Origin of the sequence: Microcoleus sp. Z1_B2 (genome assembly GCF_036700325.1) — a bacterium.
Taxonomy (GTDB): Bacteria; Cyanobacteriota; Cyanobacteriia; order Cyanobacteriales; family Microcoleaceae; genus Microcoleus.
On the sequence record NZ_JAUBOQ010000002.1, the window covers coordinates 46,335 to 73,172 of the forward strand.

26 protein-coding genes are annotated in these 26,838 nt (G+C 45.3%); 11 read left to right on the forward strand and 15 right to left on the reverse strand.

Annotated elements, in window-relative coordinates; translation table 11 throughout:
* The first annotated feature begins 231 nt into the window (after positions 1-231).
* From QT984_RS01170 to QT984_RS01190, 5 genes are all read left to right on the forward strand, one after another.
* Complete coding sequence (locus QT984_RS01170) at positions 232-375, forward strand: hypothetical protein (RefSeq protein ID WP_333372879.1); 144 nt, start codon at positions 232-234, stop codon at positions 373-375.
* A gap of 2 nt (positions 376-377) precedes the next feature.
* Positions 378-1,406, forward strand: coding sequence for a GTP-binding protein (locus QT984_RS01175; protein WP_333055803.1), 1,029 nt, complete (start codon positions 378-380; stop codon positions 1,404-1,406).
* A 155-nt stretch (positions 1,407-1,561) separates the two neighbouring features.
* Complete coding sequence (locus QT984_RS01180) at positions 1,562-2,008, forward strand: SufE family protein (RefSeq protein WP_333055804.1); 447 nt, start codon at positions 1,562-1,564, stop codon at positions 2,006-2,008.
* Between the two features lie 14 nt (positions 2,009-2,022).
* Positions 2,023-2,928 carry an alpha/beta hydrolase gene (locus QT984_RS01185; RefSeq protein ID WP_333055805.1) on the forward strand — a complete coding sequence of 302 codons (906 nt, stop codon included), beginning with the start codon at positions 2,023-2,025 and terminating at the stop codon, positions 2,926-2,928.
* Between the two features lie 53 nt (positions 2,929-2,981).
* Positions 2,982-3,944, forward strand: a complete 963-nt coding sequence (locus QT984_RS01190; protein WP_333055806.1) for a DUF6282 family protein — start codon at positions 2,982-2,984, stop codon at positions 3,942-3,944.
* 226 nt (positions 3,945-4,170) lie between these two features.
* Here QT984_RS01190 and QT984_RS01195 read toward each other — a convergent pair whose 3' ends face one another.
* The 4 genes from QT984_RS01195 to QT984_RS01210 all read right to left on the reverse strand — a co-directional run bounded on the left by QT984_RS01195 (position 4,171) and on the right by QT984_RS01210 (position 10,479).
* On the reverse strand, positions 4,171-7,302 hold the full coding sequence (locus tag QT984_RS01195; protein ID WP_333055807.1) for a right-handed parallel beta-helix repeat-containing protein: 3,132 nt from the start codon (positions 7,300-7,302) through the stop codon (positions 4,171-4,173).
* Between the two features lie 186 nt (positions 7,303-7,488).
* Positions 7,489-8,664 carry an ATP-grasp domain-containing protein gene (locus QT984_RS01200; protein WP_333055808.1) on the reverse strand — a complete coding sequence of 392 codons (1,176 nt, stop codon included), beginning with the start codon at positions 8,662-8,664 and terminating at the stop codon, positions 7,489-7,491.
* Positions 8,665-8,686: 22 nt separating this feature from the next.
* Positions 8,687-9,748 (reverse strand): DMT family transporter, encoded by a 1,062-nt coding sequence (locus tag QT984_RS01205; protein ID WP_333263092.1) that lies wholly within the window; start codon positions 9,746-9,748, stop codon positions 8,687-8,689.
* 230 nt (positions 9,749-9,978) lie between these two features.
* Positions 9,979-10,479: a thioesterase family protein gene (locus tag QT984_RS01210; RefSeq protein ID WP_333055810.1), complete on the reverse strand. Its 501-nt coding sequence runs from the start codon at positions 10,477-10,479 to the stop codon at positions 9,979-9,981.
* Positions 10,480-10,623: 144 nt separating this feature from the next.
* Between QT984_RS01210 and QT984_RS01215 the strand changes: the two genes are divergently transcribed.
* Positions 10,624-11,475, forward strand: coding sequence for a universal stress protein (locus QT984_RS01215; RefSeq protein ID WP_333055811.1), 852 nt, complete (start codon positions 10,624-10,626; stop codon positions 11,473-11,475).
* A gap of 260 nt (positions 11,476-11,735) precedes the next feature.
* On the opposite strand, the gene psbM is transcribed toward QT984_RS01215, so the two are convergent.
* The 9 genes from psbM to QT984_RS01260 form a co-directional block, all read right to left on the reverse strand.
* On the reverse strand, positions 11,736-11,849 hold the full coding sequence (psbM, locus tag QT984_RS01220; RefSeq protein ID WP_015177760.1) for a photosystem II reaction center protein PsbM: 114 nt from the start codon (positions 11,847-11,849) through the stop codon (positions 11,736-11,738).
* 281 nt (positions 11,850-12,130) lie between these two features.
* Positions 12,131-12,427 carry a 2Fe-2S iron-sulfur cluster-binding protein gene (locus tag QT984_RS01225; protein WP_333055813.1) on the reverse strand — a complete coding sequence of 99 codons (297 nt, stop codon included), beginning with the start codon at positions 12,425-12,427 and terminating at the stop codon, positions 12,131-12,133.
* Between the two features lie 118 nt (positions 12,428-12,545).
* Entirely contained in the window at positions 12,546-14,390 is a 1,845-nt protein-coding gene (locus tag QT984_RS01230) for a TolC family protein (protein ID WP_333055814.1), read from the reverse strand.
* Positions 14,391-14,531: 141 nt separating this feature from the next.
* The gene (locus QT984_RS01235; RefSeq protein ID WP_333055815.1) at positions 14,532-15,986 is read right to left on the reverse strand and encodes a DUF512 domain-containing protein; all 1,455 of its coding nucleotides are present in this window, start codon (positions 15,984-15,986) and stop codon (positions 14,532-14,534) included.
* A gap of 170 nt (positions 15,987-16,156) precedes the next feature.
* A complete protein-coding gene (locus QT984_RS01240) occupies positions 16,157-16,483 on the reverse strand; it encodes a hypothetical protein (protein WP_333055816.1) in 327 nt (108 codons plus the stop codon).
* A 16-nt stretch (positions 16,484-16,499) separates the two neighbouring features.
* A complete protein-coding gene (locus QT984_RS01245) occupies positions 16,500-16,853 on the reverse strand; it encodes a DUF5615 family PIN-like protein (RefSeq protein ID WP_333055817.1) in 354 nt (117 codons plus the stop codon).
* Between the two features lie 6 nt (positions 16,854-16,859).
* Positions 16,860-17,192: a DUF433 domain-containing protein gene (locus tag QT984_RS01250; RefSeq protein ID WP_333055818.1), complete on the reverse strand. Its 333-nt coding sequence runs from the start codon at positions 17,190-17,192 to the stop codon at positions 16,860-16,862.
* 260 nt (positions 17,193-17,452) lie between these two features.
* On the reverse strand, positions 17,453-17,614 hold the full coding sequence (locus QT984_RS01255; protein ID WP_333055819.1) for a hypothetical protein: 162 nt from the start codon (positions 17,612-17,614) through the stop codon (positions 17,453-17,455).
* Between the two features lie 185 nt (positions 17,615-17,799).
* Positions 17,800-18,702: an undecaprenyl-diphosphate phosphatase gene (locus QT984_RS01260; protein WP_333055820.1), complete on the reverse strand. Its 903-nt coding sequence runs from the start codon at positions 18,700-18,702 to the stop codon at positions 17,800-17,802.
* A 322-nt stretch (positions 18,703-19,024) separates the two neighbouring features.
* Here QT984_RS01260 and QT984_RS01265 point away from each other — a divergent pair, with 322 nt between their 5' ends.
* The 3 genes from QT984_RS01265 to QT984_RS01275 all read left to right on the forward strand — a co-directional run bounded on the left by QT984_RS01265 (position 19,025) and on the right by QT984_RS01275 (position 22,237).
* Positions 19,025-19,636 (forward strand): thylakoid membrane photosystem I accumulation factor, encoded by a 612-nt coding sequence (locus QT984_RS01265; RefSeq protein WP_333055821.1) that lies wholly within the window; start codon positions 19,025-19,027, stop codon positions 19,634-19,636.
* 250 nt (positions 19,637-19,886) lie between these two features.
* The gene (locus tag QT984_RS01270; RefSeq protein WP_333055822.1) at positions 19,887-20,948 is read left to right on the forward strand and encodes a mannose-1-phosphate guanylyltransferase; all 1,062 of its coding nucleotides are present in this window, start codon (positions 19,887-19,889) and stop codon (positions 20,946-20,948) included.
* Positions 20,949-21,190: 242 nt separating this feature from the next.
* Positions 21,191-22,237 (forward strand): site-specific DNA-methyltransferase, encoded by a 1,047-nt coding sequence (locus QT984_RS01275; protein ID WP_333055823.1) that lies wholly within the window; start codon positions 21,191-21,193, stop codon positions 22,235-22,237.
* Here the strand turns inward: QT984_RS01275 and QT984_RS01280 are convergent.
* Both QT984_RS01280 and QT984_RS01285 read right to left on the reverse strand, forming a co-directional pair.
* Positions 22,201-23,238: a BstXI family restriction endonuclease gene (locus tag QT984_RS01280; protein WP_333055824.1), complete on the reverse strand. Its 1,038-nt coding sequence runs from the start codon at positions 23,236-23,238 to the stop codon at positions 22,201-22,203. The genes QT984_RS01275 and QT984_RS01280 overlap by 37 nt on opposite strands.
* Positions 23,235-23,507, reverse strand: a complete 273-nt coding sequence (locus tag QT984_RS01285) for a helix-turn-helix transcriptional regulator (protein ID WP_333055825.1) — start codon at positions 23,505-23,507, stop codon at positions 23,235-23,237. Before QT984_RS01285 ends, QT984_RS01280 begins: the two co-directional genes overlap by 4 nt.
* A gap of 285 nt (positions 23,508-23,792) precedes the next feature.
* On the opposite strand from QT984_RS01285, the gene QT984_RS01290 reads away from it, so the two are divergent.
* Positions 23,793-25,445 carry an AarF/ABC1/UbiB kinase family protein gene (locus QT984_RS01290; protein ID WP_333055826.1) on the forward strand — a complete coding sequence of 551 codons (1,653 nt, stop codon included), beginning with the start codon at positions 23,793-23,795 and terminating at the stop codon, positions 25,443-25,445.
* A 344-nt stretch (positions 25,446-25,789) separates the two neighbouring features.
* The gene (gene uvsE / locus QT984_RS01295) at positions 25,790-26,734 is read left to right on the forward strand and encodes a UV DNA damage repair endonuclease UvsE (protein WP_333339575.1); all 945 of its coding nucleotides are present in this window, start codon (positions 25,790-25,792) and stop codon (positions 26,732-26,734) included.
* Positions 26,735-26,838 lie beyond the last annotated feature (104 nt).

Below are 26,838 nucleotides of genomic sequence, written 5' to 3' on the forward strand. Positions count from 1 at the left end.
TATTATACCGCTTTGCTTTTAGATAAATAACATTTTTACATAGTTATTTCTGCGCGATCGCCCAAACTCCTAAGAGACAATCCGGCTAGTTACTAAATACCATATATTCTCCTGTTTGTGGATAGATCGCGCTCGTTAACTACAGTAAGCTCTTCAGATTAACGCTCGATCGGAGATATTGCACCGATCTGTAATTGTAGAGCTTGCGCGCCAACCGCATTTTCACGTATAATGAGAATGATTATCAAACAAAAGGCGCGCGATCGGCTCGATCGCCCGTATCTTAGCAGAGGCGATCGCACCGGGCTGTCAGCGATGAGGTGCGATCGGCTTGGCAAATTAACAGCAAGGTCTCTACAATTAACCAACGAATAACAATGACTAATCTCACCGTACAAACCCCAGATTTAATTGCCGATCTTCCCAAAAGAGGGATGCCAGTAACTATAATTACCGGATTTCTCGGCAGTGGAAAAACTACTTTACTCAATCAAATACTCAAAAATCGCCAAGACTTAAAAGTAGCCGTTTTAGTTAACGAATTTGGCGATATAAACATCGATTCGCAGCTTCTATTTTCTACAGAGGATGACATGGTAGAACTTAGCAACGGTTGCATATGTTGCACTATTAACGAAGGCTTAGTCGATGCAGTTTACCGAGTTTTAGAACGAGAAGAACGCATCGACTGCATGGTAATTGAAACCACCGGAGTTGCTGACCCGCTGCCGATTATCCTGACATTTGTCGGCACAGAATTGCGGGATTTAACCAATCTAGATTCTGTACTTACCGTAGTCGATAGCGAAACATTCACTCCCGATCATTTTGACAGCGAAGCAGCTTTTAAACAAGTGGCATTTGCAGATATTGTGCTGCTGAACAAAACCGATCTCGCTCCTCCAGAAAAAGTAGAAAAGTTAGAATCTTACATTCGCACAGTTAAGGAAGGAGCGAGAATTTTACACTCTCGATACGGTGAAGTTCCTCTACCCTTAATTTTGGGTGTGGGTTTAACGCAAGCAGATATTTTCAACAGTCTTGAAATTGAGGAAAAACACGAACACCATCACGAACATCATCACGAACACCACCATCACGGACATCAATCTCATCACTTAGATAACGACGGATTTATTTCACTATCATTTGAGAGCGATCGACCTTTTGATGTCCACAAATTCCAAGAATTTCTAACGGAAAAAATGCCCTTCGATGTATTTCGGGCAAAAGGAATTCTCTGGTTTAACGACAGTCCGATGAGACACATATTTCAACTCAGCGGCCCCAGATACGAACTAGATGCTTCGGAATGGTTTACCGCACCTAAGAATCAACTCGTAGTCATCGGCCGCAACTTAGATATCGCTCAAATTCGAGAACACCTGAACAGTTGTTTAGTTTAAGATCGTGTCTTAAAAAACCATGAGGACACGGCATTGCCGTGTCCCTACTATCTCATGCGTAAGTCCTAATCTCAAATCTAAAATCTCAAATCGATCGCCCTTCCTGCTACAATCGAAGGTATAATATTAACGAAGTAAACCGCTACGAGTGAATCATGTCTGCAAACACCGCGCTACCTGCTGCTTTAGCTAAAATCGTTCAGCGCTTTCAGCGACATTCCGATCCGAAACAACGCTACGAACAACTGCTGTGGTATGCCAAGCGACTCCCAGCATTTCCCGAAAGCGATAAACTGCCGGAAAACAAAGTTTCTGGCTGCGTGTCGCAAGTTTATATTACCGCAAATTTGGCAGACGGAAAAGTTCTGTATCAAGGCGATTCAGACGCTCAGTTAGTCAAAGGATTAGTTGGCTTGCTGGTGGAAGGTTTGAGCGGATTAACGCCTGCTGAAATTGTCACCATTACCCCAGATTTTATTCAAGACACGGGATTGAATGTGAGTCTTACACCTTCCCGCGCTAACGGATTTTTCAACATCTTTCAAATGATGAAAAATAAGGCTCTTGCTTGTGAATTGAGCAAGCAAGCAGAAGAAAATTAAAAGAATAAACAGCCATGACTCAAACTACAAATTTAACAAAATCCAATTCTGGCCAGTATTCCGCCGCAGTTCAAGAATATCTGTGGAATTGGAAAGAAACCCAAATCAAAGTTATTTACGAAACCAGAGGGCAGGGAAATCCTGTATTGTTGCTGCCGGCATTCAGTACGGTTTCGACGCGAGAAGAAATGCGTCCTTTAGCAGAATTGTTAGCTTCTAACTTTCAAGTTATGAGTTTAGATTGGCCGGGTTTTGGCGAATCCGATCGCCCGCGAACCGACTATGAACCGCAATTATATCATCAATTTCTCAAGGATTTTGTTGCGGAAAATTTTAATAGTCCGGTGGCTGTAGTTGCAGCAGGTCACGCTGCGAGTTATGTGATGCAATTAGCGCAATCAAAACCCCATGTTTGGTCAAAGATTGTGTTAGCAGCACCGACTTGGCGCGGGCCTTTGCCGACGATGAGCAAACAGCAAAGCGGCTGGCACGGAATCGTGAGAGAATTAGTACGATCGCCCTTACTGGGACAATTCCTCTACAAACTAAACACTGCGCCGTCTTTCCTCAGTTTTATGTACCGCCGCCACGTCTACGCCGATGCAGCTAAAGTCACGCCAGATTTCATCCAAAACAAATGGCAAGTGACGCAAAAACCAGGTGCTCGATACGGTTCCGCTGCCTTTGTGACTGGTGGTTTAGATACGGCAAAAGTGCGATCGGAATTTACAGATAAATTTCAACAATTAGCAGTGCAGGTGATGGTTGTAATTGCTGAAAATGCGCCGCCAAAATCCAAGGCTGAAATGGAAGCATTAACGGAATTACCGGGTGTTGAATCGCGAGTTATTCCCGGTTCTTTGGGTATGCACGAAGAGAATGCTGAAGCTTTGGCAAATGTGGTTAAATCTTTTATTTGAGAGGATTAAGAGGGGATGAACCGCAGAGGGCGCAGAGAACGCAGAGGGGAGGAATGCAAGCTGTTTTTTTAACGTTTGTTTGGATGGTTTGCTATTGGTTTTGTCTGCCAGTTTATGCTGTCGCAGATCCGCCGATAATCAATTTGCCCAAGAGTACGATCGAAGGTGCGATCGACTTTCACATTCATTCTTCTCCTGATGCGATTCCCCGTAGATTAGACGATTTTGAAGTAGCGAAATTAGCTGCTAGGGCGAAGATGAAAGCTGTGGTATTGAAAAATCATTATGCCAGCACAGCAGCGCGGGCAGTTCTGGTTAATAAAATAGTACCAAAAATCGAAGTTTTCGGAGGAGTTGTTCTCAATCATTCGGTAGGCGGCATTAATCCCGACGCTGTAGAAGCAATGCACCGCATCGGTGGCAAATACGGTAAAGTAGTGTGGCTACCAACGGTTGATGCTGAGCATCACTTGCAGGTTTTTCACAAGTCGGGAATGGGGATTAAAGTTGCGGAAAATGGCAAGGTTTTACCGGAAACAGCAGCGGTTTTGAAGATTGTAGCCCAAGAGAATTTGGTATTGGAAACCGGTCATATTTCCTCAGAAGAAGTGATGGCAGTTGTAGCTGAAGCCAACCTGCTCAACATTAAGAACATTCTGATTACCCATGCAATGGCAGATGTACCCGGTTTGTCCCTAGAAAATATGCAAACAGCCGCCGCAACCGGAGCTTTCTTAGAACTCGCATTTGTGAACGATTTGATGGGAGAAAATGCCGCTGATGACGGACACAAAAACTGGCATCAAGTTTCTATTAGTAAGATGGCAGCAGCGATTAAACTAATAGGAGCAGAGCATTTTGTGATGAGCACGGATTTAGGAAGGAAACCCGATCCTTTGCCTGCGGAAGGTTACAGATTATTTGTGAAAAAATTGATAGATGAAGGCATTTCTCCGCAGGAAATTGATTTAATGATGAAACACAATCCAGCTCGATTGTTAGGCATTTATAATTGATAATTGGTAATTGGCAATCGGGGATTGGGAATCGCTAATTGGGAATTCTCTTCCCTCTTTTCTCTTCCTTCTTCCCTCTTCCTTCTGCCTTCTTCCTTCTTCCTTCTATCCTTTACATCCGTCGAGCTAATCCGTTGCCGAACTTCCTTCTGCCTTCTTCCCTCTTCCTTCTATCCTTTACATCCGTTACATCCGTCGAGCGAATCCGTTGCCGAACTTCCTTCTTCTATTCTTGATTGCCTTTGCTGTTCAAGTATCCGTTATCTGCAATGCGCCAAGCACCCCCAGCATTGCCCGTTAAATCGCTATCTTCCACGGTAGCAATGCCATCTCTGTAAACGGCGATCGCCTCACCTTCATTACCATTAATCCGACACCGGCGCACGATCAATTTCCCTCCCAATCCGACACCTATTCCCAAACTGCCGTTGTCAAAAATACTGCAATCTTCCACCGTTGCTTTCCCATTATCCGATATAAAAATTCCGTTCCATACCCCATCATGAATTTTATTCCGACGGAGGATCGAATTTGCATCAGGGCCGCAAATTCCCACCACAGAATAGTCCGCAGAAGTGATATCGCTGTCTTCTATGATTAACTCGCCTTTGCGAATATCTACAGCGTAATATTTCCCAGTGGCGCTCAGCGTTAAACCGCGCACTAAAGCACTGTCAGTTGCCATTTTAATGCAGTTTGAGCTGATACTTTCAACCACAATGCGATCGACCTCTCCGCTGCCGATAATTTCTACCGATTTGTCGATAATTAGACTTTCGCGGTAAACGCCTGGATGCACGTCAATGCGCGTGCCCGGTGCTGCATTTTTCAGCGCTTCGCTAATAGTAGTATAATCGCCTTGACCCTGCTGAGAAACAACAAATCCTTGACTCTTCCCAACTTTGGTATCTGAAGTAGATGCTTTAATTTTCCCTGACTTCGACTCAAAATGCTCAGATTGCCGATCGCCCGCTGCGGAAAGTTGCGATGTTAGCTGCAAGCGTTCTTGATAAACTGTCTCTAGCTGATGTTCTAACTCGCATACTTGAGATATAAGTTGAGCTTGATTCTGCTTTGCTGTCTCAATTTGACTTTGAGTTTCCGAGAGTTGAGAATAAAGGTGCGATCGTTCTCTGTTAGCAGTTTCTAGCCCAGATGCCAATTCAGAGCGACTTTGACGCACATTTTCTAACTGACTTTCTAACTCCAATATTTGAGATTGAAGTTGATTTTGATTCTGATTTGCTGTCTCGATTTGAGTTTGCAATTGGGAGATTTGAAAAGTTAGCTGAGATTCCAATTCAGAGCGACTTTGACGCACACTTTCTAACTGACTTTCTAACTCCAATATTTGAGATTGAAGTTGATTTTGATTCTGATTTGCTGTCTCGGTTTGACTTTGGAATTCCGAAAGTTGAGAAGTTAGCTGAGATTCCAATTCACTGCGACTTTGACGCACACTTTCTAACTGACTTTCTAAGTCGGATACTTGAGATTGAAGTTGATTTTGATTCTGATTAGCTGTTTCGATTTGACTTTGGGATTCCGAGATTTGATAATTGAACTGAGATTCCAATTCAGAGCGACTTTGACGCACAGTTTCTAACTGTTGCTCTAACTCCGAGATTTGAGATTGAAGTTGATTTTGATTCTGGTTTGCTGTCTCGGCTTGACTTTGAATTTCCGAGAGTTGAGAATAAAGTTGCGAGCGTTCGGTGTTAGCAGTTTCTAGCTGAACTTCTAATTCAGAGCGAGTTTGATGCAGGCTATTTATCTGATTTTCTAACTCCGAGATTTGAGATTGAAGTTGATTTTGATTCTGATTAGCTGTTTCGATTTGACTTTGGGATTCCGAGATTTGAGAAGTGAGTTGAGATTCCAATTCAGAGCGACTTTGACGCACAGTTTCTAACTGGTGTTCTAACTCCGAGATTTGAGATTGAAGTTGATTTTGATTCTGGTGGGCTGTCTCGATTTGACTTTGGGATTCCGAGATTTGAGAATTGAACTGAGATTCCAATTCAGAGCGACTTTGACGCACAGTTTCTAACTGTTGCTCTAACTCCGAGATTTGAGATTGAAGTTGATTTTGATTCTGGTTTGCTGTCTCGGCTTGACTTTGAATTTCCGAGAGTTGAGAATAAAGTTGCGAGCGTTCGGTGTTAGCAGTTTCTAGCTGAACTTCTAATTCAGAGCGAGTTTGATGCAGGCTATTTAGCTGATTTTCTAAGTCCGATACTTGAGATTGAAGTTGAGTAGGGATCTGGTTTGCTGTCTCGATTTGACTTTGCAATTGGGACAGTTGAGAATAAAGGTGGGAGCGTTCTGTGTTAGCAGTTTCTAATTCAGCTTGCAGTTCTGATAACTGAGACTGGAGTTGCGAGCTATCTTCCTCCTTGCGCTGTATCTGAGACTCCAATTCTGACAACTCAGACAGCAGTCTCTCTCGCTCTACAACAACCATTTCGGATTGAAGTTGTACTTCATGAAGTTGAGAGTTTAACTGCATTTTCTCCAGATTAGCTGCTTCTAACTGTCTTTGCAGTTCTAATAATTCCAATGGAGGTTGCTTTGCTTGTTGGCGAGCGGTTTGCAATTGAGAGTTGAGTGTTTTGCGTTCTTGCTCTGCACTCTCCAATTGAGCTTGTAGCTCTGACAATTCCGAAGTAAATTGCGATCGCTCTGCTTCGACTAATTGCAGTTGCTCTTGCAAACCAGATAGTTGAGACTGAAGTTGCTCGCGCTCTTGAATCGAGCGATCGAACTTAATTTGAGTTTCCGACAACTGGTACTGTACCTGCAATCTGCTTTGGCTAGCCGTTTCCAACTGACTTTCAAATTCCGACAGCAGAGCGTGAAATTGAGAACGTTCTGCATCAACCGCCTCTAACTCTGCTTGCATTTCCAGCAATTGAGCGTTAAGTTGCGATCGCTCCTGATCCGCAACTTCTAACTGCTCTTGAAGTTCTGCCACTTCTGCTAACTGAGACTCAGCTTGTTGAGCATTTTCTAGCTGAAACTGCAAATCAGCAATCAGAGTATCAATTTGCGATCGATCCTGGGCAATTCCTGCCAAAAATTCTTCCATTTCCGACACTTGATTTTTTAACACTTCTTGCTCGCGAGTCACAGTTTCCAACCGACTTTGTAACTGAGACAATTCAGAATTTAGCTGATTTTCATTCTGCACCTTTTGCCGCAATTCCGAAGTTCTGGCATCCAACTGAGCAGCCAAATTCGATATCGCCTCCTGCGAACCCTGCATCCGTACCAAATTGCGTGAATTTCGCTTATTCAAAATTAGCCAGCAGACTAATGCCCCGCCTCCAAATCCTATTAATAAAAGTAATGCTTCCATGTGTTTTATCTAATTAATATAAATTGAGGGATTTTGATTATGACCAAAAAAGGGACATCCACAAATCGCGATCTTACTCAAAGCTATCACAACTTGCCAGCCTGTGTTGACTTTTCTCGACAATTTATATTTCTTTACAAATCCCTTTTGTTTACAGGTAAGGTGCAGCCCGCCCTGCAAGTCCGATTAATGCAGCAAATCCACAATATGAGGAATAATTTCGATATGCTGAGTCAACAAATAATCCAACCTATCCGCCAATAAACTAAAAATTAAATCGTTATAACTCATCCCGTATTCCGCCAAACCTAAAGCTACCAAACTCGTCACATTTTCCCCTGGATGTTTCAGATCCGGTTTGGGATTTGCTTCCAAAACATAAAGCGTTCCATCAGCATCACTGCGGACATCAATCCGCACCAAACTGTTCAAACTAAACTCCCAATAAATTTTTCTAGCTAACTCAATTAACTCTTGTTTGAGTTCAGGTTCCTCACCGCCCATCAACCGTCCTCGATCTGCCGTAATCGCTTTTTTGTCCATAGAAGTAAAGATAAGTTCGTCAGGCTCAAGCACGCGCTCCACCGTCGAAAAAGCAAAAGGTTTTGTATCTTTACCAAAACCGCCTTTAGCATATTTAACATAGCCACAAACCGCCACACAAAATTCTCGTCCCGGCAAATACTTTTCAATTAAAGCAGTATTGTGAGTGGCTCGGTGAACTTCCGAAACCGCCTCAGACAAACCCTCAATTTTGTCTACAAAATGAACGTGCAGCGAAGCGCGACCGGATACTGGTTTAACAACAAACGGCCCTTGATAGTCACCAAAAGCAATGGCAAAACGCTGATGCAAATTAGGATGCAAAATCCCTTGAGAAGGATGCCAAGTAATAAACGGAGCGGTTTGTATTCCGACTGATTGCAGTTCCCGTTTAAAAGCGTGTTTGTTATCTAAAGTTGAACTATTTAAAGGATTGTGACCGACATAAGGCATTCCCAACATTTCCAACAATGCGGGAGTGTGACAAACAGGATTGTATCCCTGGACTCCGCCAGTATTCAGCCACACTAAATGGATATTTTTTTGTTTTAGTTGTTCCGGTAAGTTCATGTCGTCAGGCATGACAAAGACTTGCTGAAAGCCAATTTCTGCTAATGCTGTAGCAATTTCGCGGGCGACGATTTCGTAACTCTTCCAAGCGCGGGGATTGTGAGTTTTGTAAATCACTGAGCCGGGGCGATCGCAGTCCCCGCCGAACACCACAGCAATCCGCAATTTAGCAAACAGCACCTCCAAATATTGACGCAGCAAACTAAAGTCATAATGCCAGCGATTCAGGCTAATTGATGTTGCAACCATTTAAGTTTATTTCCTGTGTGTTTTATTTTTTATCTGCCGAACTGCTAGATTTTGCCAAATATATTCCCGCCAAAACTACGGAGAATGCAAACCAATTAAACAAGCTCAAACTTTCCGCAAACAGCACCCCGGCAATAATCGCAGTAATCACGGGTTCTAGCAGCAGAAAAAGAGCGACAAATCCCGACGACAAACGACCGAGACTGTGGATGAGCAGTCCCTGGCCGAAAGCTTGACAAATCACCGCCAAACCAATTACAGCCAGCCATCCCTGCCAAGAATAAGGGAAAACTCGATCGCCCGCCAGCAGAACCAGTGGCAAAACCAAGAGACTACCAATAAAACAGCGCCACATCAATATAGTTGTCGCCGGAAACTTTGTTCGCAAATGTTCTGAAAGTAGCAGATTTCCTGCATAAAAAATCGCCGATAAAAGAGCAGTAATGTCGCCGACTAGATTGTCTCCCGCCGTTTGCAAATCGTCCATTCCGATCGCAATTGCGCCAGACAAAGCCACCGCCAGTCCCACCAAAAACCTGCTGTCAAAGCGCCGCCCCAACAGCAGCCATCCCCCCAAAGTAGTAAATAAAGGAGTTAAGTTTCGCAGTACAGTAGAATTAGCGACATTAGTCTGAGTCAGTGACCAGGCCCAGAAACCCAAAGAAGCAGAAGAAACCACGCCTACGGCTGTTAACAGCATCACATCCTGCAGAGTGTAGCTCGATCGCTCTTCAACTTTTGCCCCAGACATTCGGCGGCGTGCAGCATCAGCACCATTCCATACTCCAAATACCACAGTTGCTATCCACAAACGGTTAAAAACAGTAGCATTCGGGCTGATTTCCCGTTCGCTAAACCTAATAAAAATCGCCGCCAGCGACACCGCTAGCAGCGCCGCAGACAGCGAAACGATCGCCCAAATTTTGCCTTGACTGTCAGCTAATTCACCGTTTTTTAAACTGTCTGACTTTCCCGAAACAAGAGTTTTGTCTTCAGTTTTTAAGGCAGAGTTTAACTCGGTTTTTTCCAAAATATTGCGCCGAAGTTCAATATTTTGCTCTGGCAATTCCAGTTTTTTTGACATTATTAAAAGTTCCAATGAAGGCAAAAAACAGAAAGCAGAAGGTATAATTATAAATTATACAAATCCTCAAAACTCATGCAACAGTATCGCTCCGGGTGCGTCGCCACCCTTAAATATTAAATAATATCCACAATCTTTGAGCGACGCACCGGTGCATACAGTCTTTCAGTAAACAAACCCACACTCATCATTCTTGCTTTCTGGAGGCGAGAATTGGTATTAACAGCAGCTTAGGTTGAAGGTTTAACAGAAAGCCTTGTCAAAGCCTCCTTTAGCGCCGGCGGCAATTGCCGGATAATCTTGTTCTTGTCGCGATCGACACCCACCAAAGTTACCTGTGCTGTCACATATAACTCCTGAGTCTCAGCCGATCGAATTTCGTAATCCCAAAGCAGCCGCACACCCTCGCTAGCAGCCATCCGCGTTCTGACTGCCACAGATTGACCCATTTGTACAGCCCGGTGGTAGCGCAGCGAAAGTTCCACCACAGGCAATTCCAAACCCTGCGCCACCCAGTCTGCATACTCGATGCCAAGAGATCGCAAACTTTCCACCCTAGCTTCCTCCATCCAAGCAATATAAGTCCCGTGCCAAACCACACCGCTGTAGTCAGTATGGTGAGGGTAAACTCGCACCAAATATTCAAACCAGCCCTCAGAGTCGATCCCGCGGCGATTTTGAATAGCACCAGCCGGTGCGAGTTCAGGTTGAGTTCGATCGTTCTCTAACACTTTACAAATCGTTCCAAAACGCTACATTTCTACAAATCATAAGACAAACTTCAGGCTTATGCTTGACTGTAAGCAACTAGAGTACCAACGCCCTAGTTTAACGTCGCACAAGAAAACTCAACTGTTTTTACCGCCAAAAAAACCATGATAGAAAAAATTTTAGTAGCCGTCGCCGGTCGCGGCTTGTGCGAAGAGATGTTTAATATGTTGATGGACATCCCTTCCTTGCAACAAACCTCTGTCACCGTCTTGCACGTCGTGCCGCCCCAAGTAACCTCCGATGGCATGGCCGAGAAACTGGAAGAAGGAGGCAAGATTTTAGCACAAGCAGTCCAGTCTTTGAAAATAGATCCCAGCAAAGTCAACCCCAGGCTCAAACAGGGAGACCCGAAAACCACAGTTTGCCAAGTCGCAGAAGAAGAACAATCCGACTTAGTAATTATGGGTTCCCGCGGACTCGGACGGCTGCAATCGATTTTGGAAAACTCAGTCAGCCAGTACGTTTTCCAGCTAACATCCCGACCGATGTTGTTAGTAAAAGACGACATCTATGTCAAAAAAATCAAGCGCGTCATGGTGGCGGTAGACAAATCAGAAGCTGCCAAACAGTCATTAGAGCTGGCGCTATCTTTGGTCAAAGAAGTCAGTGGCCCAGAGATAATTTTAGTACACGTCACCAAAGATTTGACGGGAAAATCCAGCACAGATTTAACAACAAGTGCTGAAAAAGACGCTGTATTGGCCCCAGCAGTAGCACTAACCAAACAAATGGGAGTTAGCTACCGCTGCGTGAGTGCTACAGGCAAGCCAGGGGAAGAAATTTGTCGGATTGCAGACGAGTTGAATGCCGACTTGTTAGTAATCGGTTCCCCGGATCGGCGACCCAGCGTTGCCAAAAACTTTGTGGATATCGATCGACTCCTAGGAAATTCGCTATCAGACTACGTGCGAGTTTATGCCAACTGTCCCGTCTTGCTAGCCCGCACAGTCGGCTAGAATCTCATCGTTAACACTTAGGATCGCGAATTAAATAATTTACACTCTTGAAAGTGCGGAGTAGGGGTTGGGCTTATAGCCCGCCCTTTCTGGACGGGCGGGACGCCCATCTCACAAAAACCATCACGCATTGTAAGTTATTTAATTCTCATTCCTTAGCAGCTAACACTCAACAGTTAATAAAAAAAGCGCCTCAGCAAAAAGCTGTTGGCGCTTTTTTTTTGCAAGCAGCTTGCGCCTGACAGAAATAACAGCAGTTGCTAATCTTTTCTACCTTGACGGCTAGCTGTTTGAATGTACAGAATGATTAGAAAAACACTGGGAACCAATACAAACAGAATGGTTGCCACAAACCCTAAATCGTTAACTTCCATGAAGACGCTCGCCTCTATCGGAAAATAGAAAAACACACACAACTAGGATATCACTCAAAGGCAAAAGGCAAACTCGAAGACAGAAGAAGAGCTGACGGACAAGCGTCGAAACCCGCTTTCTGCCTGGATGCCTCCCTACCCAATCTCTTATTTGTCCTAGAAACCAAGTTTCTTTTCCTAGGCGAGCAAAAGGCGTGATTATACAGTGAAATAGGAAAAAAAACACAATTTTTGCATTCTGCATTTTTCTTTCTGTTAATCAACCTTCTGCCTTCTGAGAGTCACGGTTTAGTCTTGACGCTCACCGGGCCATTGACCATAGCTTGACAAGCCAACCGATAGTTTTCGGGCTTTTTCTTGAGCTTGCGGTTCTCAAAGTCAGTGCGGGGCGACAGATTTTCACTGCCCTCGACAATTTCCACAATGCAGGTGCCGCATTGACCGTAGCCCCCGCAATTCATCATCTTTCCCGAAAATGTGTACAAATCGATGCGGTTTTCTAGAGCTTTGAGTCTCAAATTGGCTCCGTCTGCTGCGATGACTTCCTGATTTTCCTTCACAAACTTGATATTGGCCATTGCCGATTCCTTAACGCAGTTGACATGGAACTCTATTACAAAATATTAACTAATGTGTCGGACGTTTAATACAGGATGTCCAATTGATCTGGTAATTAAAGCTCGCCCCAACCCAATCTCAAGGAGCATCCGAGAGGTTATTAGTCGGAAGATTGCTCACAGCCCGCTGGAGAGACGAAAGTCCCAGGTTGTAGGTGACAATTGCCGACAATCGGTTTCTCTCAGCCCTAGTCAAATCAGTTTCCGCCTGAATCACATCCGTCTGAGTACCCACACCAGCTTGAAACCGCAGTCTCGCCAGACGCAAAGCTTCCCTCGACTGCAAAACCCCCGCCTCAGAAGTTTCGATATTCTCAAAACTCGACTCTAAGCCAAAATAAGCTTGTTCCACTTCCCGGCGCACCTGGTTGCGGAGTTGGTCAAATCGACTTTCGGCGATCGCAATATCAGCATCCCGCTGTCTCACCCTCGCGTTCGCCGCGCCCCCGTCGAAGATACTCCAAGTCAGACTCGCCCGGATCGAATAACCATCCGCCCACCCGCGAGTAGCAAACGGGTTGGGGTCGTCAGGGTCTTGTCCCAGCACGTTGTAACTACCCCCAACACTCAGTTGAGGCAAACGCCCCGCCTGAATCGATCGCCTCTGCTGCTTGCTGATATCCCTCTGCACCAACTGCTGTTCCAACTCGGGGCGATTCCTAAAAGCCTGCACGATACTCTCTTCCAAAGACAGCCTCCAAGAGCCCGCTTGCTCTACCGGATCGGCCGCCGTCAAGTTCGCCGACTGGCTGACATTCAAAATCTCAGCCAGACGCCGCTGGGCAACTCGCTGATCGCGACGAGCAACTGACAGTTGTTGCACTTCGTTAGCCAAATTTGCCTGAGCCTGCAATACAGCAAACCGGGTTCCCACCCCTGCCCGTTCCAGGGCTTCGGCATCCCGCAAACTTTGCTGAGCATTTCTGACTGAAGCTTGGCGGATGGCAACTTGTCCGTCCGCGTTTTGCAAGGTGTAGTAAGCCTCAGCAGTGTCGAAGCGGAGTTCCTCGGCTTGGCGTTCCACATCCAATTCCCGAAGGCGCAACTGTTCCTCGGCCGCGCGGATGTTAGCCCGCCGTCTTCCGAACAAATCGATGTCATAGCTCAACTGCAAAGTGTTGTTGAGACTGTTGCTGCCTAAATTTTGCCGGGCTTGCTCGGCGGGCTGCCCGGTTCCGTTAGCCCGAGAGTTGTTGAAGCGCTGCTGAGCCCGGACTCCGAGTTCTCCGCCTGCAGTCACAGAGCGGCTGGCGTCCATTTGAAAATTCAGGTCTGGATAAAGAGCAGCTTGCTGTTCGCGCAAAGCGGCTCTGCTTTGTTCCACTTGCTGTCCGGCGATTTGCAAAACTTGGCTGTTGCGGCGGGCGAGGTCGATCGCCTGCTGCAAGGTAATTGACTCAGTTTGCTCGATCCTGACATCCTCCGGGTTTGTCGGAAACTGCAGGGGATTCGGGTTGGGTTCCAGGGAAGCCGGAGGCTTGGTGTCTAAAATACCCCTCGGAGGGACAGGGGGGAAACTTTCGTTCGGAGTGCCCCGGAGGATGGGTACCGGGGAACTCGGCACAGGAACATTGTTGGGAGGGTTCGGGGAAGGCTGCTGAGTCTGTGTCGGTTCCAACCCTCTTAGAGGCGTTGCACCGGCCTGAGACAGAGTTGATGGGGAAGCCGGAGCAGCCTGTTGAGGCTTTGATGCTTGCTCGCTTCCAGTTGGGGGATTAAGGGCGATCGACTGTTCGGCCTGTGACGCTGATTCTGCAGCTGTGTTCGAGGTCGATCGAACCTTCTGCCCTAATTCGAGCTGATTGAAGCGGGCCAAACTGTCCTGAGATTGAGTCGGAGACTGTGCTGAAGCACTCTGTGGGGCGTTGCCCAAAGTAATTGCAGCGCCCACTCCGACTACGATGATTTGACGAAAAACACGCATAATTTTTTAATTACTCTGCAATCCTAGAGACAATTTTAGAGCAAGATTGAGGTCTCAAATTTCTAGTCTGTAGCCTGAACTCGACGGTTGCAAGTCACAATTACCCTACTCATCTTAACTTTTGAATGTTCGATTCAAAATTTAGAATTTAACTTCAGCATTTGCCAGACCGATCGCCGTCGAGATTAGTTCCTCTACTCCGCTCACCGGCAAAATCCGGGTTTTTAGCGAGCTGGCGAGCTGTTCGAGGGTCATGTCGTCGAGAAAACGCGGTTCCCCCTGTTTTAGCATCACCGACGGCAGCAGAATGCCATCTCCCAAGTCTCGCCCCTGCAAAGCTTCCAGCAAATCTTGCCCGGTGAGCAAACCCGTGACAGTGATAGTTTGTCCCCAGTAGTTGCTGCACAGTGCGGCCATGTTGACGGACAAGCCGGGAATTTGGTTTAGTTGTTGTACGATCGGCTCAAAAGCTTTTTCGACAGCATTCCCCACCACCCAAACTAACTTGCGCGCAGGCTCGACTGGCATCGGTTGCAGCTTCTCAAAAGCCGTTTCAAACTGCTGGATAAACTGGCGGATAGAACCCACACCATTACCAATTTGCGGATAATCTTCGTAATCAGCAGCCGACGGCAAATCTAAACCAGCGATTAAAAACCACTCGTCAGCCAGCCAAATACAGCGAGATTTTGACTTTCCTAACAAGCCATTTAAATCTTCTCCCCCCCTTGCTAAGGGGGGGTTGGGGGGGGTATATTTTGCATTCTGCTTTTTCGCTTTTCCGCCGCCTTTTCCTGTACTCAAAAGCCCTTGAATTTTCTGCACTTGCTCGATTACTTCTCGCGCTTTTTGGGCAGTTACTGCGATTAGTTCATCTTCGGCCGGGCGAAAGCGAGTTAAACCCACCGGCACTACAGCCACCGATGCTACAGCCGGAATACTTCCAGTATGAAACTTTGCCAAATCTAACAAAGTGCGTTCTAAATGTTCGCCATCATTAATACCGGGACAAACAACTACTTGAGCGTGAATTTGCAAGCGGCGTTCTTGAAACCATTTGATTTGTTCTAAAATCTTCCCCGCGCGGAGATTTTTTAGCAACCGAATTCGCACTTCCGGTTCCGTAGCGTGTACCGAAACATAGAGAGGAGAAAGCCGCATTTGTTCGATTCTGTCCCACTCTTTTTCGGTCAGATTTGTGAGAGTGAGATAGCTACCGTAAAGAAAACTAAGTCGGTAGTCATCATCTTTGAGATACAAAGTTTCGCGCTTTCCCGGAGGCTGCTGGTCAATAAAGCAAAAAGGACAGCGATTGTTGCACTGAATTAGTCCGTCAAAAAGAGCAGTTTCAAATTCCACTCCCAAGTCTTCGTCATACTCTTTTTCTATTTCTAATTTGTGAGTTTTGCCTTTAGTGTCTAATACTTCTAATTCTAGAAATTCATCGGCGCACAGGAATTGATAGTCAATCAAGTCGCGGGGTTTTTGACCGTTGACGGCGACGATTGAGTCTCCGGGTTCAAATCCCATTTCGGCGCAGATGCTGTCGGGGATAACTTTGGTGATTAGGGCGGGCCGGATTGATATGTCGCTCATGGTTATTAGTTATTAGTTATTTGTTATTTGTTAGCGGAGAATGTTTACAGTTTAACTTGTCTAGGCTGACAGAAGCGATCGGGCGATCGCTTCTGCCAGTCTAGGCGAGTGAATTGTCTTTAACGTCTTTAACAGAATTGACTTGTCGGGTTGCTAAATATACAGCATTATTATATTTTTTCCATAAACAGTTCTGCAATCCGCACCTCAAAAGTTATTCCGGGTAGCTGAGGCTGCCATCCGAGTCGCACCGCTTGCCGTATCCATTGTGTTGCATCACAGGGTGTTACTGGTTTCACTTCGTTAGTACCCCAACATTGAGGATGAGGTCGATCGGTGATGATAACTAACACCGAACCCCGTTTTTGGGCGTGTTCGATCGCAACATGAAGATTTCCGGAGTATTCTTGCGTATAAGTAGCTTGTCTTCGGATTAGCCAGATAAAAGGCTCCCCATCAACAATTATTTTTCTGGCTCCTTTTTTCGGTATTGACATAGTTTGCTTAAACTCGTTAGCGTAAAGGTAAAAATCGCACTTGTCCTTCCCATTCTCCTTCCAGACTGCACTCAGCTATTAGCAAAATTTCCTCGATCGCCAAACCTACAGAAACACGGCGGCTGACTTCAAATAACCCTGGCATCGCAAGACCTGCTTGCATTCGTTCGTAGGCAAAGTTTGTCATAGTTGCTACATCGTGAGTTAGTACCACGCGCCCTTGCTGCGCGGCCCATTCTAAAACAGTTGGGTCGTCTGCTTCGATCAAGCCCATATCTTGAACGCGGACAATATCAACGTCGGGATTTCGCCGCAGAATACCTCGAACAATCTGATTGTTAAAGTTCTCGTCTGCCAATAATCGCAGCATATAACACTACCCTTTTTGGTTGCGTCTGGCTAATAAGCGATCGCGTATTCCAACTGGGTTAAAACGCCTTTCTGCTTCCTGCTGAACTTCTGTGGCAAGACGTTGACGTTCCATCAGATAAGCGTCAACTTCGGATTGGTGTCGCAAGTAGTAGCCGATCGCAAAATAAATATCGGAAAGTTGAAGAGACGGGTACTGTTCCCGGATTTCTTCTGCTGTGCCTCCTTCAAGAAAAGCTGTAATGACTGTATCTAGGGTAATTCGGGTTTGGCTAACCCGGATAACACCGTTTGCATCAGCCACAAGCGGAATTGGTTCAGCCGTAGGAACAAATAGCATTTTAAGATTGATGGCAGTATTAGTTTTCTCTTTTCAGCATAGCAGTCTCCTAGGCTCGATCGCCTTTAGAATCAGAATAACTTCTGGGTTGTGAATTTAGCTTGGCTGTGAGAGGATGTATCAAAAATATGTATTTATGAAACTCAAAATTTTGACGGGGTTCCTGACAGGCTTAGTTGTTTCTGCCAGCACAACAGCGCTCTTTTGTCAACCCAGCCTTGCGGCAAATAATCCCTTTTTTTGCGAGACTATTCCATATATTAGCACTGGGATTCTGAACGGAGAACCTGTTTTAAATCTGATACTATTGTTCCCACAATTCCGGGAGAGATAAAGAAGGACATCGCTACACCAATGCTAGCACCATGAACCAGCATAATTAGCGTTAATTTTTCATTTTGGCGCTCGCTATCTTCAGGCATTCTATATCCTTCACGGCGACGCTCACTTTGAGTTAAAAGCTAACAGCTTGTCAGCTATTAATAAGCTTTTTATGAACGGGCAAGATGCCCGTCCCACAAGAAAATTTACTCTTTGTGGAACAGGCATCTTGCCTGTTCTTGTTTTGTGGAACAGGCATCTTGCCTGTCCTTGTAATTATAACAACCTACGCATTTTTCACTGCCCCACCTGCGATCGCCGTTAAAATGGCCACGCCAAAAGCTAGCCGATACAACACAAATATCCACGTCTTTTGAGTTTGCAGGAACTTCATTAGCCACGCGATCGACAAATAAGAAAACACAAATGATGAAATCGTTCCCACTATCAAAGCTGCAACTCCCGCATCGCTGATTCCTTGTCCCAAATCACCCCTTAATTCCACTAATCCAGCCAGAGTAATTGCCGGAATTCCCAATAAAAAAGAAAACCGCGCGGCGGCGGGTCTTTCCAATCCCATGAACAATCCTGCTGTTAGAGTGGAACCCGATCGCGAACACCCCGGAATCAAGGCGATTGCTTGAGCTGATCCCATCAAAATACCGTCTAAGACAGTTAACTTTTCATAAGTGCGATTGCGCTTGCCAATTTTTTCTGCTATTGCTAACAGTAGCGACATGACGATCGAAGCAATGGCGATACTGGCCAAACTTCTAAGTGGCGAGTTGTCAAAATCTGGAACCAATGCCTTGATTAGCAGCCCAAAAAAGACTATAGGTATTGTTCCCAAAACCAGTGCTACCGCCATTTGAAACTCATGGGATTTGTAGTTGCGCTGCACCAGGGCTTCGACTGCACCAACAGCTATATTTGTCAAGTCTTTCCAGAAATACCAAAGCACTGCGACAATGCTGCCCAACTGAATAACAGCAGTATAAGCAACTCCGGGATCGCCCCATCCCAGGGCGATCGGCACTACCTTCAAATGAGCGCTGCTGCTGATAGGCAAAAACTCTGTTAATCCTTGTACAATTCCTAAAACAAGGGCCTGCGCCAGATTGATTTGAGCCGGCCCGGAAACATCAGCAGCCGGCGTTTGGGCGAGGAGTGCGTCAAGCAAAGCTATCATTAGTTGTAAATTCCCAGTTTTCAGTTTCTAGTTATCACTTGGATTTAACATCTTGCATTATTTTCAGAAGCTACAAGCCCATGCCACCACAAATAAATTTTATTGTGGCGCGGACACTTCCAGCCCGCCCCTAAAAAGCCGATCGCAAATAGTGATCTTGGGCCTGTAGAATCGCCTTGTCGATCGCCACTATCAGCAATTTACGATCGTCGAGCCGAAACTACTTTAACCTACTCAACAACATTTGCCTACATTTTGCTGATAAACTTAGGAAAGTTTTTGCATCTGATTTCGGTTTCCTTACAGCAACTGCCCACAACCTATGATATTTACTGAGAAAAAAAAATCACTTGTTACTGCTGCTTCTGGCATCCGCTGGCTGAGGCGAATCTTGTCAGCCAGTCTTGTAACAGTGGCGATCGCACTTAGCTTCATACTGCTAAGCGGCACGGCCCCAGCCTTGGCAACTCTTACGGACGATCGCTTTGACGGTACAATATTTGCCCTCTACGCCGGCAACGGTTCCCTAGTTCCTCCTAAAGTCAAGATTACAGATTCTTTCAAACGCCATAAACCCGTACTGTTGGTTTTTTACACTGACGACAGCAGCGACTCCAAGCAATACGCGATCGTCGTCTCTCAACTCCAGGAATTTTACGGGCGCGAAGCCGATTTTATGCCCATAACAATTGACTCTTTGCCTCCGCAACCGTCACCCGAAATCACCGAACCAAGCCATTATTACGAAGGTTTCGTACCTCAAACTGTCATCCTAGACCAATCGGGAAAAGTAGTTTTCAATGAAAAAGGACAAATACCATTTGAACAGGTAGATGACGCTTTTCGGAAAGTATTTGACTTGCTGCCTAGAGAAAAATCAATTCCGCTCAAACGCCGTGTTGTGAACGAACTCAATATCGAATTGTCGAAGTAATAGGTAATGGCTAATTCCTAGTGGCTATAGCAATCTTCAATGATTCCTCAACCAGAGTTTTTCGGTCTTATATTGAATAAGGTATGCTGGGGCGCACCTTACATTGATCGTGATACTAATTGGATTGAAAAAGTGACAGGCAGAAGATAGAAGGTAGAATTAAAAATTAAGCTACGGGTAAAGACACGGCATTGCCGTGTCCCTACCAGTATCAAGGCAAAATAGATGTGAACAGTTTAAACTTTAAACAATGAGTAGAACCTTAATTCCTGTGATTCTGGCCGGCGGTAAAGGCGAACGTTTCTGGCCACTAAGTCGCAAACAGCGGCCCAAGCAGTTTTTGAGTCTCGACGGTAGCGGCAAGAGTTTGCTGCAGGCTACTGCGGAAAGACTTTTGGAATTAGGTAACGGTTGGGACGATTTGTGGGTGGTAACGTCGGAAATGTTGGCGGAGGGGGTTCGGGAACAGTTGCCGCTGTTACCGCCGGAGAATTTACTGGCGGAACCGGAGGGCCGGGATACTGCGCCGGCGGTGGCCTGGACTGCTATAGAAACTGCGAAGCGTTACGGTGAGGATGCGGTTGTTGGTTTTTTCCCGGCGGATCACTGGATTGGGGAACCACAGGAGTTTATCAAGACTTTGGAGGCGGCGGCGGAGTTGGCGAAAAATCAGGATGCGATCGCCACTTTGGGAGTCAAGCCGAGTTATGCTTCTACCGGTTACGGCTACATCGAACAAGGCGAGGAAATCGGCAGTTTTGGGGGTTTTCCGGCCTATCGAGTGGCGAGGTTTACGGAAAAGCCCGATCGCACAACTGCGGAAGAATTTGTAGCCAGCGGCAAGTTTAGTTGGAACGGCGGAATTTTTGTATTTCGAGTCGGAACAGTCTTGACAGAATTGCGAAATCATGTACCGGAAATGATGGCAGCTTTGGAAGCAAAAGGCGCCCAGGCTTACTCAGAATTACCCAAAATTAGCATCGATTACGCGCTGATGGAGAAGACGCAAAAGGCCTGTGTTCTGCCCGTAGGCTTTAGCTGGGACGATTTGGGAGATTGGAATGCGATCGGTCGTTTGCTGCAAGGAGATAAGCCGAATTTGGAGTTAGCCAAACACGTCGGAATTGATACGAAAGGTGGCATTTTTTATGCAGCCGATGAGAATGAGGTGATTGTCACCATTGGTTTAGAAGATGTGGTAGTTGTCAGAGATGGCAATGTAACTTTGATTGTAAAAAAGGACAGGACGCAGGAGATTAAACAGGTAATTAAGGTGTTGGGAGAAGATGATAAATTGAAAGATTTATTGTGATAGAAATAGGGCGATTATCAATCGCCCTTTGGAATTACAATAAATCCCGGAAAAAGCGAATTACAAAAAATTATAAAACAGGCTATTTTTCCCGAAGCTGTTAAAGATGTTGAACCGGGCGAGCGTAAAACCCATCATTTAATTGTCTTACAGACTAGACTGAGGTTCGGTTTCCCATATATAATAACTTAAATTATGGAATCGAGCGGTTGAGTACAGAGCGCTATAGAGAAAATAAGCCAATGAACACCTACTTTCAATCCCCTGCGGTCACTCTCTACCAAGGTGACTGCTTAGATGTATTAAAGTCACTGCCTAATAATTGTGTCAATCTAATTCTGACAGACCCCCCCTATCATTCTACTAAAAAAGATAACATTACGGGCGACAAAAGATTTAAAAATGATCCAGAGTACCTTCACTGGTTAGACACTATAGCCGAGCAATGGCAGCGGGTATTAGCTCCCAATGGCTCTCTCTACTGTTTTGCCTCTAATAAAATGGCAGCCAAAATTGAGGTAATGTTAGGTGAAAGATTTAATGTCCTAGCTTCAATTACTTGGACAAAACCCAATGAACCAGGCTATGATGGATGGAAGCAAAAGGCAAAAAAAGAAAGTTTAAGGAGTTGGTATCTTCATTCGGAACGGATTATTTTTGCTGAATCAGCCTCAGCGGAAAACAACAAACAATCAGCTTTTGGTAGCTTGCTCAGAAAAACCCGCGAAGCTGCAGGGATCTCAACTATTCAGCTAACAGAAGCTATTGGTGAGTATGGGAGTGTCAATCACGGTGGTGCAGTATCGAATTGGGAGACCGGCAGAAACATCCCCAGTCCCGAACAATATCAAAAACTGAAATCGGTGTTGTCTAAATTTAGCCCCCAAGTCCCAGAATTACCTGATTATCAAGAAATAATCAGACCTTTTTCTGTAACTGCCGATATACCATACACCGATATTTGGGATTTCCCAACAGTTAGACCTTACCGGGGTAAACACCCAGCAGAAAAGCCATTAGATATGATTACTCATATTATTGAAGCCAGTTCTTATTCGGGTGATATGGTGCTGGATTGCTTTGCAGGTTCAGGTGTTGTTGGACAAGCAGCCCAAATGTTAGGTCGTAAAGCTATGCTGATTGAGATTGAAGAAAGTCTGTGTCACAAAATAACTTTACGGTGTTCTGATATATCACAGCCATTACCAAAGTCTAAAACATCAGAATTTGACTGGAAAAAGGAATTTTTGTTTCAAAACTTATTAAATAATGTGTCTTCGGAAAAATAATTAATTATTTTTCCGTTATTTGTGAGGACTTCTTCCATCCATTTTAATGTGCGTTTAACTCCCCAGTCTCTAGCTGCTGCATTACAGTGATGATGTCCCCATCCCAAATTGTAACGACAGTGATTATATACTCCGGCTTTGAGTTCCTTAACATGAAATAAATTTGCTGTGGTAACTGTCAAATCAGGTACATTTCGACCTTCAGCTTGTTCCACGCGGGACGCCAGCTCTTGAGCTAGGATAGGCTTCAAGCAAAGAGGGCAAACGGTACGCTGTTGGCTATCTATTATCCTGTTTTGCTGAAGTAGCGTAAGATCGCTCAGTCCCATGTCCTGACATTTAGCTTCGATTATTGCCTTGCATTCTTCAGGATTCAGTGTCCCTTCTTCTCGCGCCATATCAATAATTCCCTCGGTTTGCCACACAAGGAAAGATAACTGATATCTAGTAGCTTCTATTTCTGTTTTTGAAGCATACTCATAAATCCTAATTCCTGCCCCTTGACCGCCAGTTTTGCTATCTATGTACCCATGCCTTTCAAGAGAGTCTCCAGGACGGGTAGTATCTGGTACGCGGGCAAGGTATTGACCTCCTAGTGGTGGAATTCGAGAATGGGCGGGATGCCAACCATACTGACTTGGAGGGTAGCGCATCCATTGAGGTCTAGTTTCATAAAATACTAATAAATCTTTTCCTAGCTGTAAGTCTTTTGGTAAATCTAATTTAGAGGTTGGAGGAGTGTCCGAAAAGTATTCCTCTGGATGGGCAAGAACTATGTAACCATTTTCAAATCCTTCGGGTGGTGGGACAACCCCAACTTTCCACGAACTCAGCGGTATTAGGACTGTACTAGATCGGAGGACGCGGTTTTGATAAACAGTATCTTTCTCTGCACCTCTGGTTTGACCTGTCTTTTCAACTTTTCTCGCTATTGCTGCTGGCAGACCAAGTTTATAGCTCAACCGAGTATTTTTAGCTTTAGCATTTTTTTTAGCTGTCACTCTTCTACCTCTATACCATAGTTAGCAAAGAGCTCAGAAATAGATATATCCAGGGCTTTTGTTAGATTGTCAATATTTTCCAAAGATGGATTGCGCTGACCTCTTTCTATGCTCGAAATGTAAGTACGATGAAGTCCTGAAATTTCGGCTAGGTGTTCTTGTGATAGATCGAGTTCTCGCCGACGCCGCCTTATGGCTTTTCCAAAACGCTTTTTGATATCTATTTCACTTTTTTGCTTCAAGGTACAATTATCAAAAAATGTAGACAATAAATCTACAGACTATAAATAAACTTTTATAGACAATAAGTCTACAGATTATAAGTCAATTAATGAATACTATAAGTAACAAAACGGTCTGAAAATGTTTCCGAGACGAGGAAATTCTCAACAGCAATTCTGCTACCCAAAATACGCGCGTGCGAAGCTATCCCGTAGGGAATCGCGCCCCATTCGCACCACCCCCAAGTTATTCCCCAAGACACTGGTCAGCTTGGTCAACAGCGCTATCCTAGTAGTTATATAGCCCTTAAACCCGATCGACCCGGAGGCCCCTTGTTTAGCCTAGTTCAAAACAATTCTCGCAAAGGAGAAATTCTAGAGGTCGTCTTCCGCAACGGTTGGGACTACATGAAAAGCCTCCTAACCGGCCGCAAAACCGACGCACCCAGTCTCCCAACTCCAGCAGTTCTCCGCAATATCCTCGTCGAATTAGGCCCAGTATTTGTCAAATTGGGTCAATTGCTGAGCACCCGTCCTGACCTTTTACCCGCCAGCTACATCGAAACTCTCTCCACGCTACAAGCGGAAGTGCCGCCCGTACCGTGGTCGCAAGTAGAAGCAATCGTCCGCCAGGAACTCACACAATCTCTCGAAAATACCTTCGCCAAATTTAACACCGAAGCCATCGCAGCAGGTTCGATCGCCCAAACCCACAAAGCTACCTTAAAAGACGGCCGCGAAGTCGCCCTCAAAGTTCAGCGCCCCGGTATTGATATTGTCATCGAACAAGACATCGCCGTACTGCGAGGTTTGGCAGAACTTGTCATGCTCACAGACTTCGGTCAACAATACGATATTGTCGCCTTAGCAGAAGAATTTGCGATCGCCCTGCGTGCAGAACTAGACTTCATTCAAGAAGCCAGCTACACAGACGAACTGCGCCGCAATTTATCTAAAAGTAAATGGTTTGACCCCACACAAGTGGTCTTACCAGAAATTAACTGGGAGTTAACTACAAAAAAACTCTTAGTCATGGAGTGGCTGAACGGAGTCCCGATTTTGTTAGGCGATTTGCAAGGAATTCGCCACAAAGGAGATATAAATGCCGAACGCGAAGAAATTACAACGCTACTTTGCCGCGTTTTCTTCCAGCAGTTATATATCGACGGATTCTTTCACGCAGACCCGCATCCCGGCAATTTATTTTATCTCAAAGACGGCCGCATAGCTTTGCTAGACTGCGGCATGGTCGGCAGATTAGACCCGCGCACTCAGCAGAATTTGACAGAAATGTTGCTGGCAATTGTCGATTTAGACGCTCAGCGCTGCGCTCAATTAACTTTGGAAATGGCCGAATTTGCTCAGCCGACAAGTTTAGTTAATCTAGAGAACGATTTGGCTCGAATGCTACGCAAGTATTACAATGTTAGCTTGTCGCAAATGAACTTGTCGGAAATTTTTTATGAGGTGCTGGAAATCACCCGCAAAAATAAAATTCGGCTGCCCAGCAATCTCGGTTTGTATGCAAAAACTCTAGCGAATTTGGAGGGACTGGCGCGCTCTTTTAATCCCCGATTTAATATTGTAGAGCAGGTTAAACCGCTGATGACCGATATGTTTCGGCGTCAGTTATTAGGAGACGATCCGATCCAAGCTCTGCTGAGAACTGCCCTGGATCTGAAAAGCTTATCTTTGCAATCTCCGCGACAGGTGGAAGTGCTTTTAGACCGAGTTACTTCGGAAACTTTGAAGTGGAACTTGACACTAAAAGAACTCGATCCGCTACGCCGCACTCTGGGGGATTCTGCGAACCGACTTTCTTTTAGTATTGTCGTGGGTTCGCTGATTGTGGGGGCGGCAATTATTTCTTCTAACGCACAAACTTCTCAGCTATCTTTTCTGAGCACTGGTTTGTTTGGGGCGGCGAGTTTTTTGGGTTTTTGGTTGATTATTAGCATTCTCAGGTCAGGGCGTTTGCGAAGTTGATTGAAAACGGGAAATGGGGAAAGTCAGGAGATATAGCAATTCTTTCGGGAAACACGAAACTGAGTTTTTTTGTGAAGGAACCGCGAAGACTCTCTTGACGCGAATGTTGAGAAGAGAAGAGAAAAATTTCACAATTTATGCCAGGAGTGCTATGGCATCCTCAACTATTAAGCAACATCTCTGACTTAAGATAGGCGATCGCCCGCAGCCGCTGAGTCTAAGCTAGAAATTATAGTTAGATCGAGTTTTGAGGGAGTAAAGTCTCTCAAAACTTGATAACTAAGGACTTCAGTCCTTATTACAAACCTATTTTGCGATCGAAATAGAGCTAGGTGTTATTTTAAATGAGCAATATTAACCAAGTATTGGAAAAAGACAAATTGCCGGAATTGGGATTAGTCTGTATTACAACATCCAATGAAGTTCGCTTTCGCACAGTCACGCGGAAGCGACTTTTACAGCTTTCGGAAACTGAACAAGAAACGGTATTGCGCGAGCTTTATACAGACAACTTAAAGCGGCTTGACAAAGCGATCGACTTCTGTTCCGTTAATCAGATTAAGCTCTACCGCATGACTTCTGCACTGTTCCCTTTTGCAGATACAGATTTGGGGGAAGCAGTGCTACACTCCATGACTGAAGAATTGCGGAAGACGGGCGATCGCGCTCTTTCTTTAGGCATCCGCTTGGTACTCCACCCGGATCAATTTGTCGTCCTCAGTTCCGACAAGGTTTCTGTGGTTGAAAACAGCATTAAAATTCTCGCGACTCATGCTTTAATTTTAGATATGTTGGGACAGCCCCGATCGCCCCTGGCACTGATGAACATTCACGGCGGCAAGAGCGATCGCACTTCGCAGCTCAAATCAGTCATCCGCGATTTACCCGAATCAATTCGATCGCGCTTAACCTTTGAAAATGACGAATACGCTTACAGTTCCTCGGAAATTTTAGAAGTTTGTCTCGATACCGGCGTACCAATGGTTTTTGACGCCCACCACCACGTCATTCACGAACATTTAGAAACTTACGACGATCCCAACGTTGCCGAAATGCTCGCAGCAGCCCGCACAAGTTGGTCTGTTCCTGAATGGCAATTAGTACACATATCAAATGGCAGAGAATTTTTTGCCGATCCGCGCCACAGCGATTTAATTACAGAAATGCCTAATTGCTATTATCAGGCTCCTTGGATTGAAGTAGAAGCTAAATTCAAAGAATTAGCTATTGACAAGTTGCGCGCCGAATGGTTGTCGGCGAAGGTTCCACAATTTAGCAATGTCTCTTAGGGTGGGGTTTTACCAACAATAATTGCCTAAAACAAATCATCTCGAAAATTCACCCGCACCCAACGGTAAATCACAAGAACAGGCAAGATGCCTGTTCCACAAAG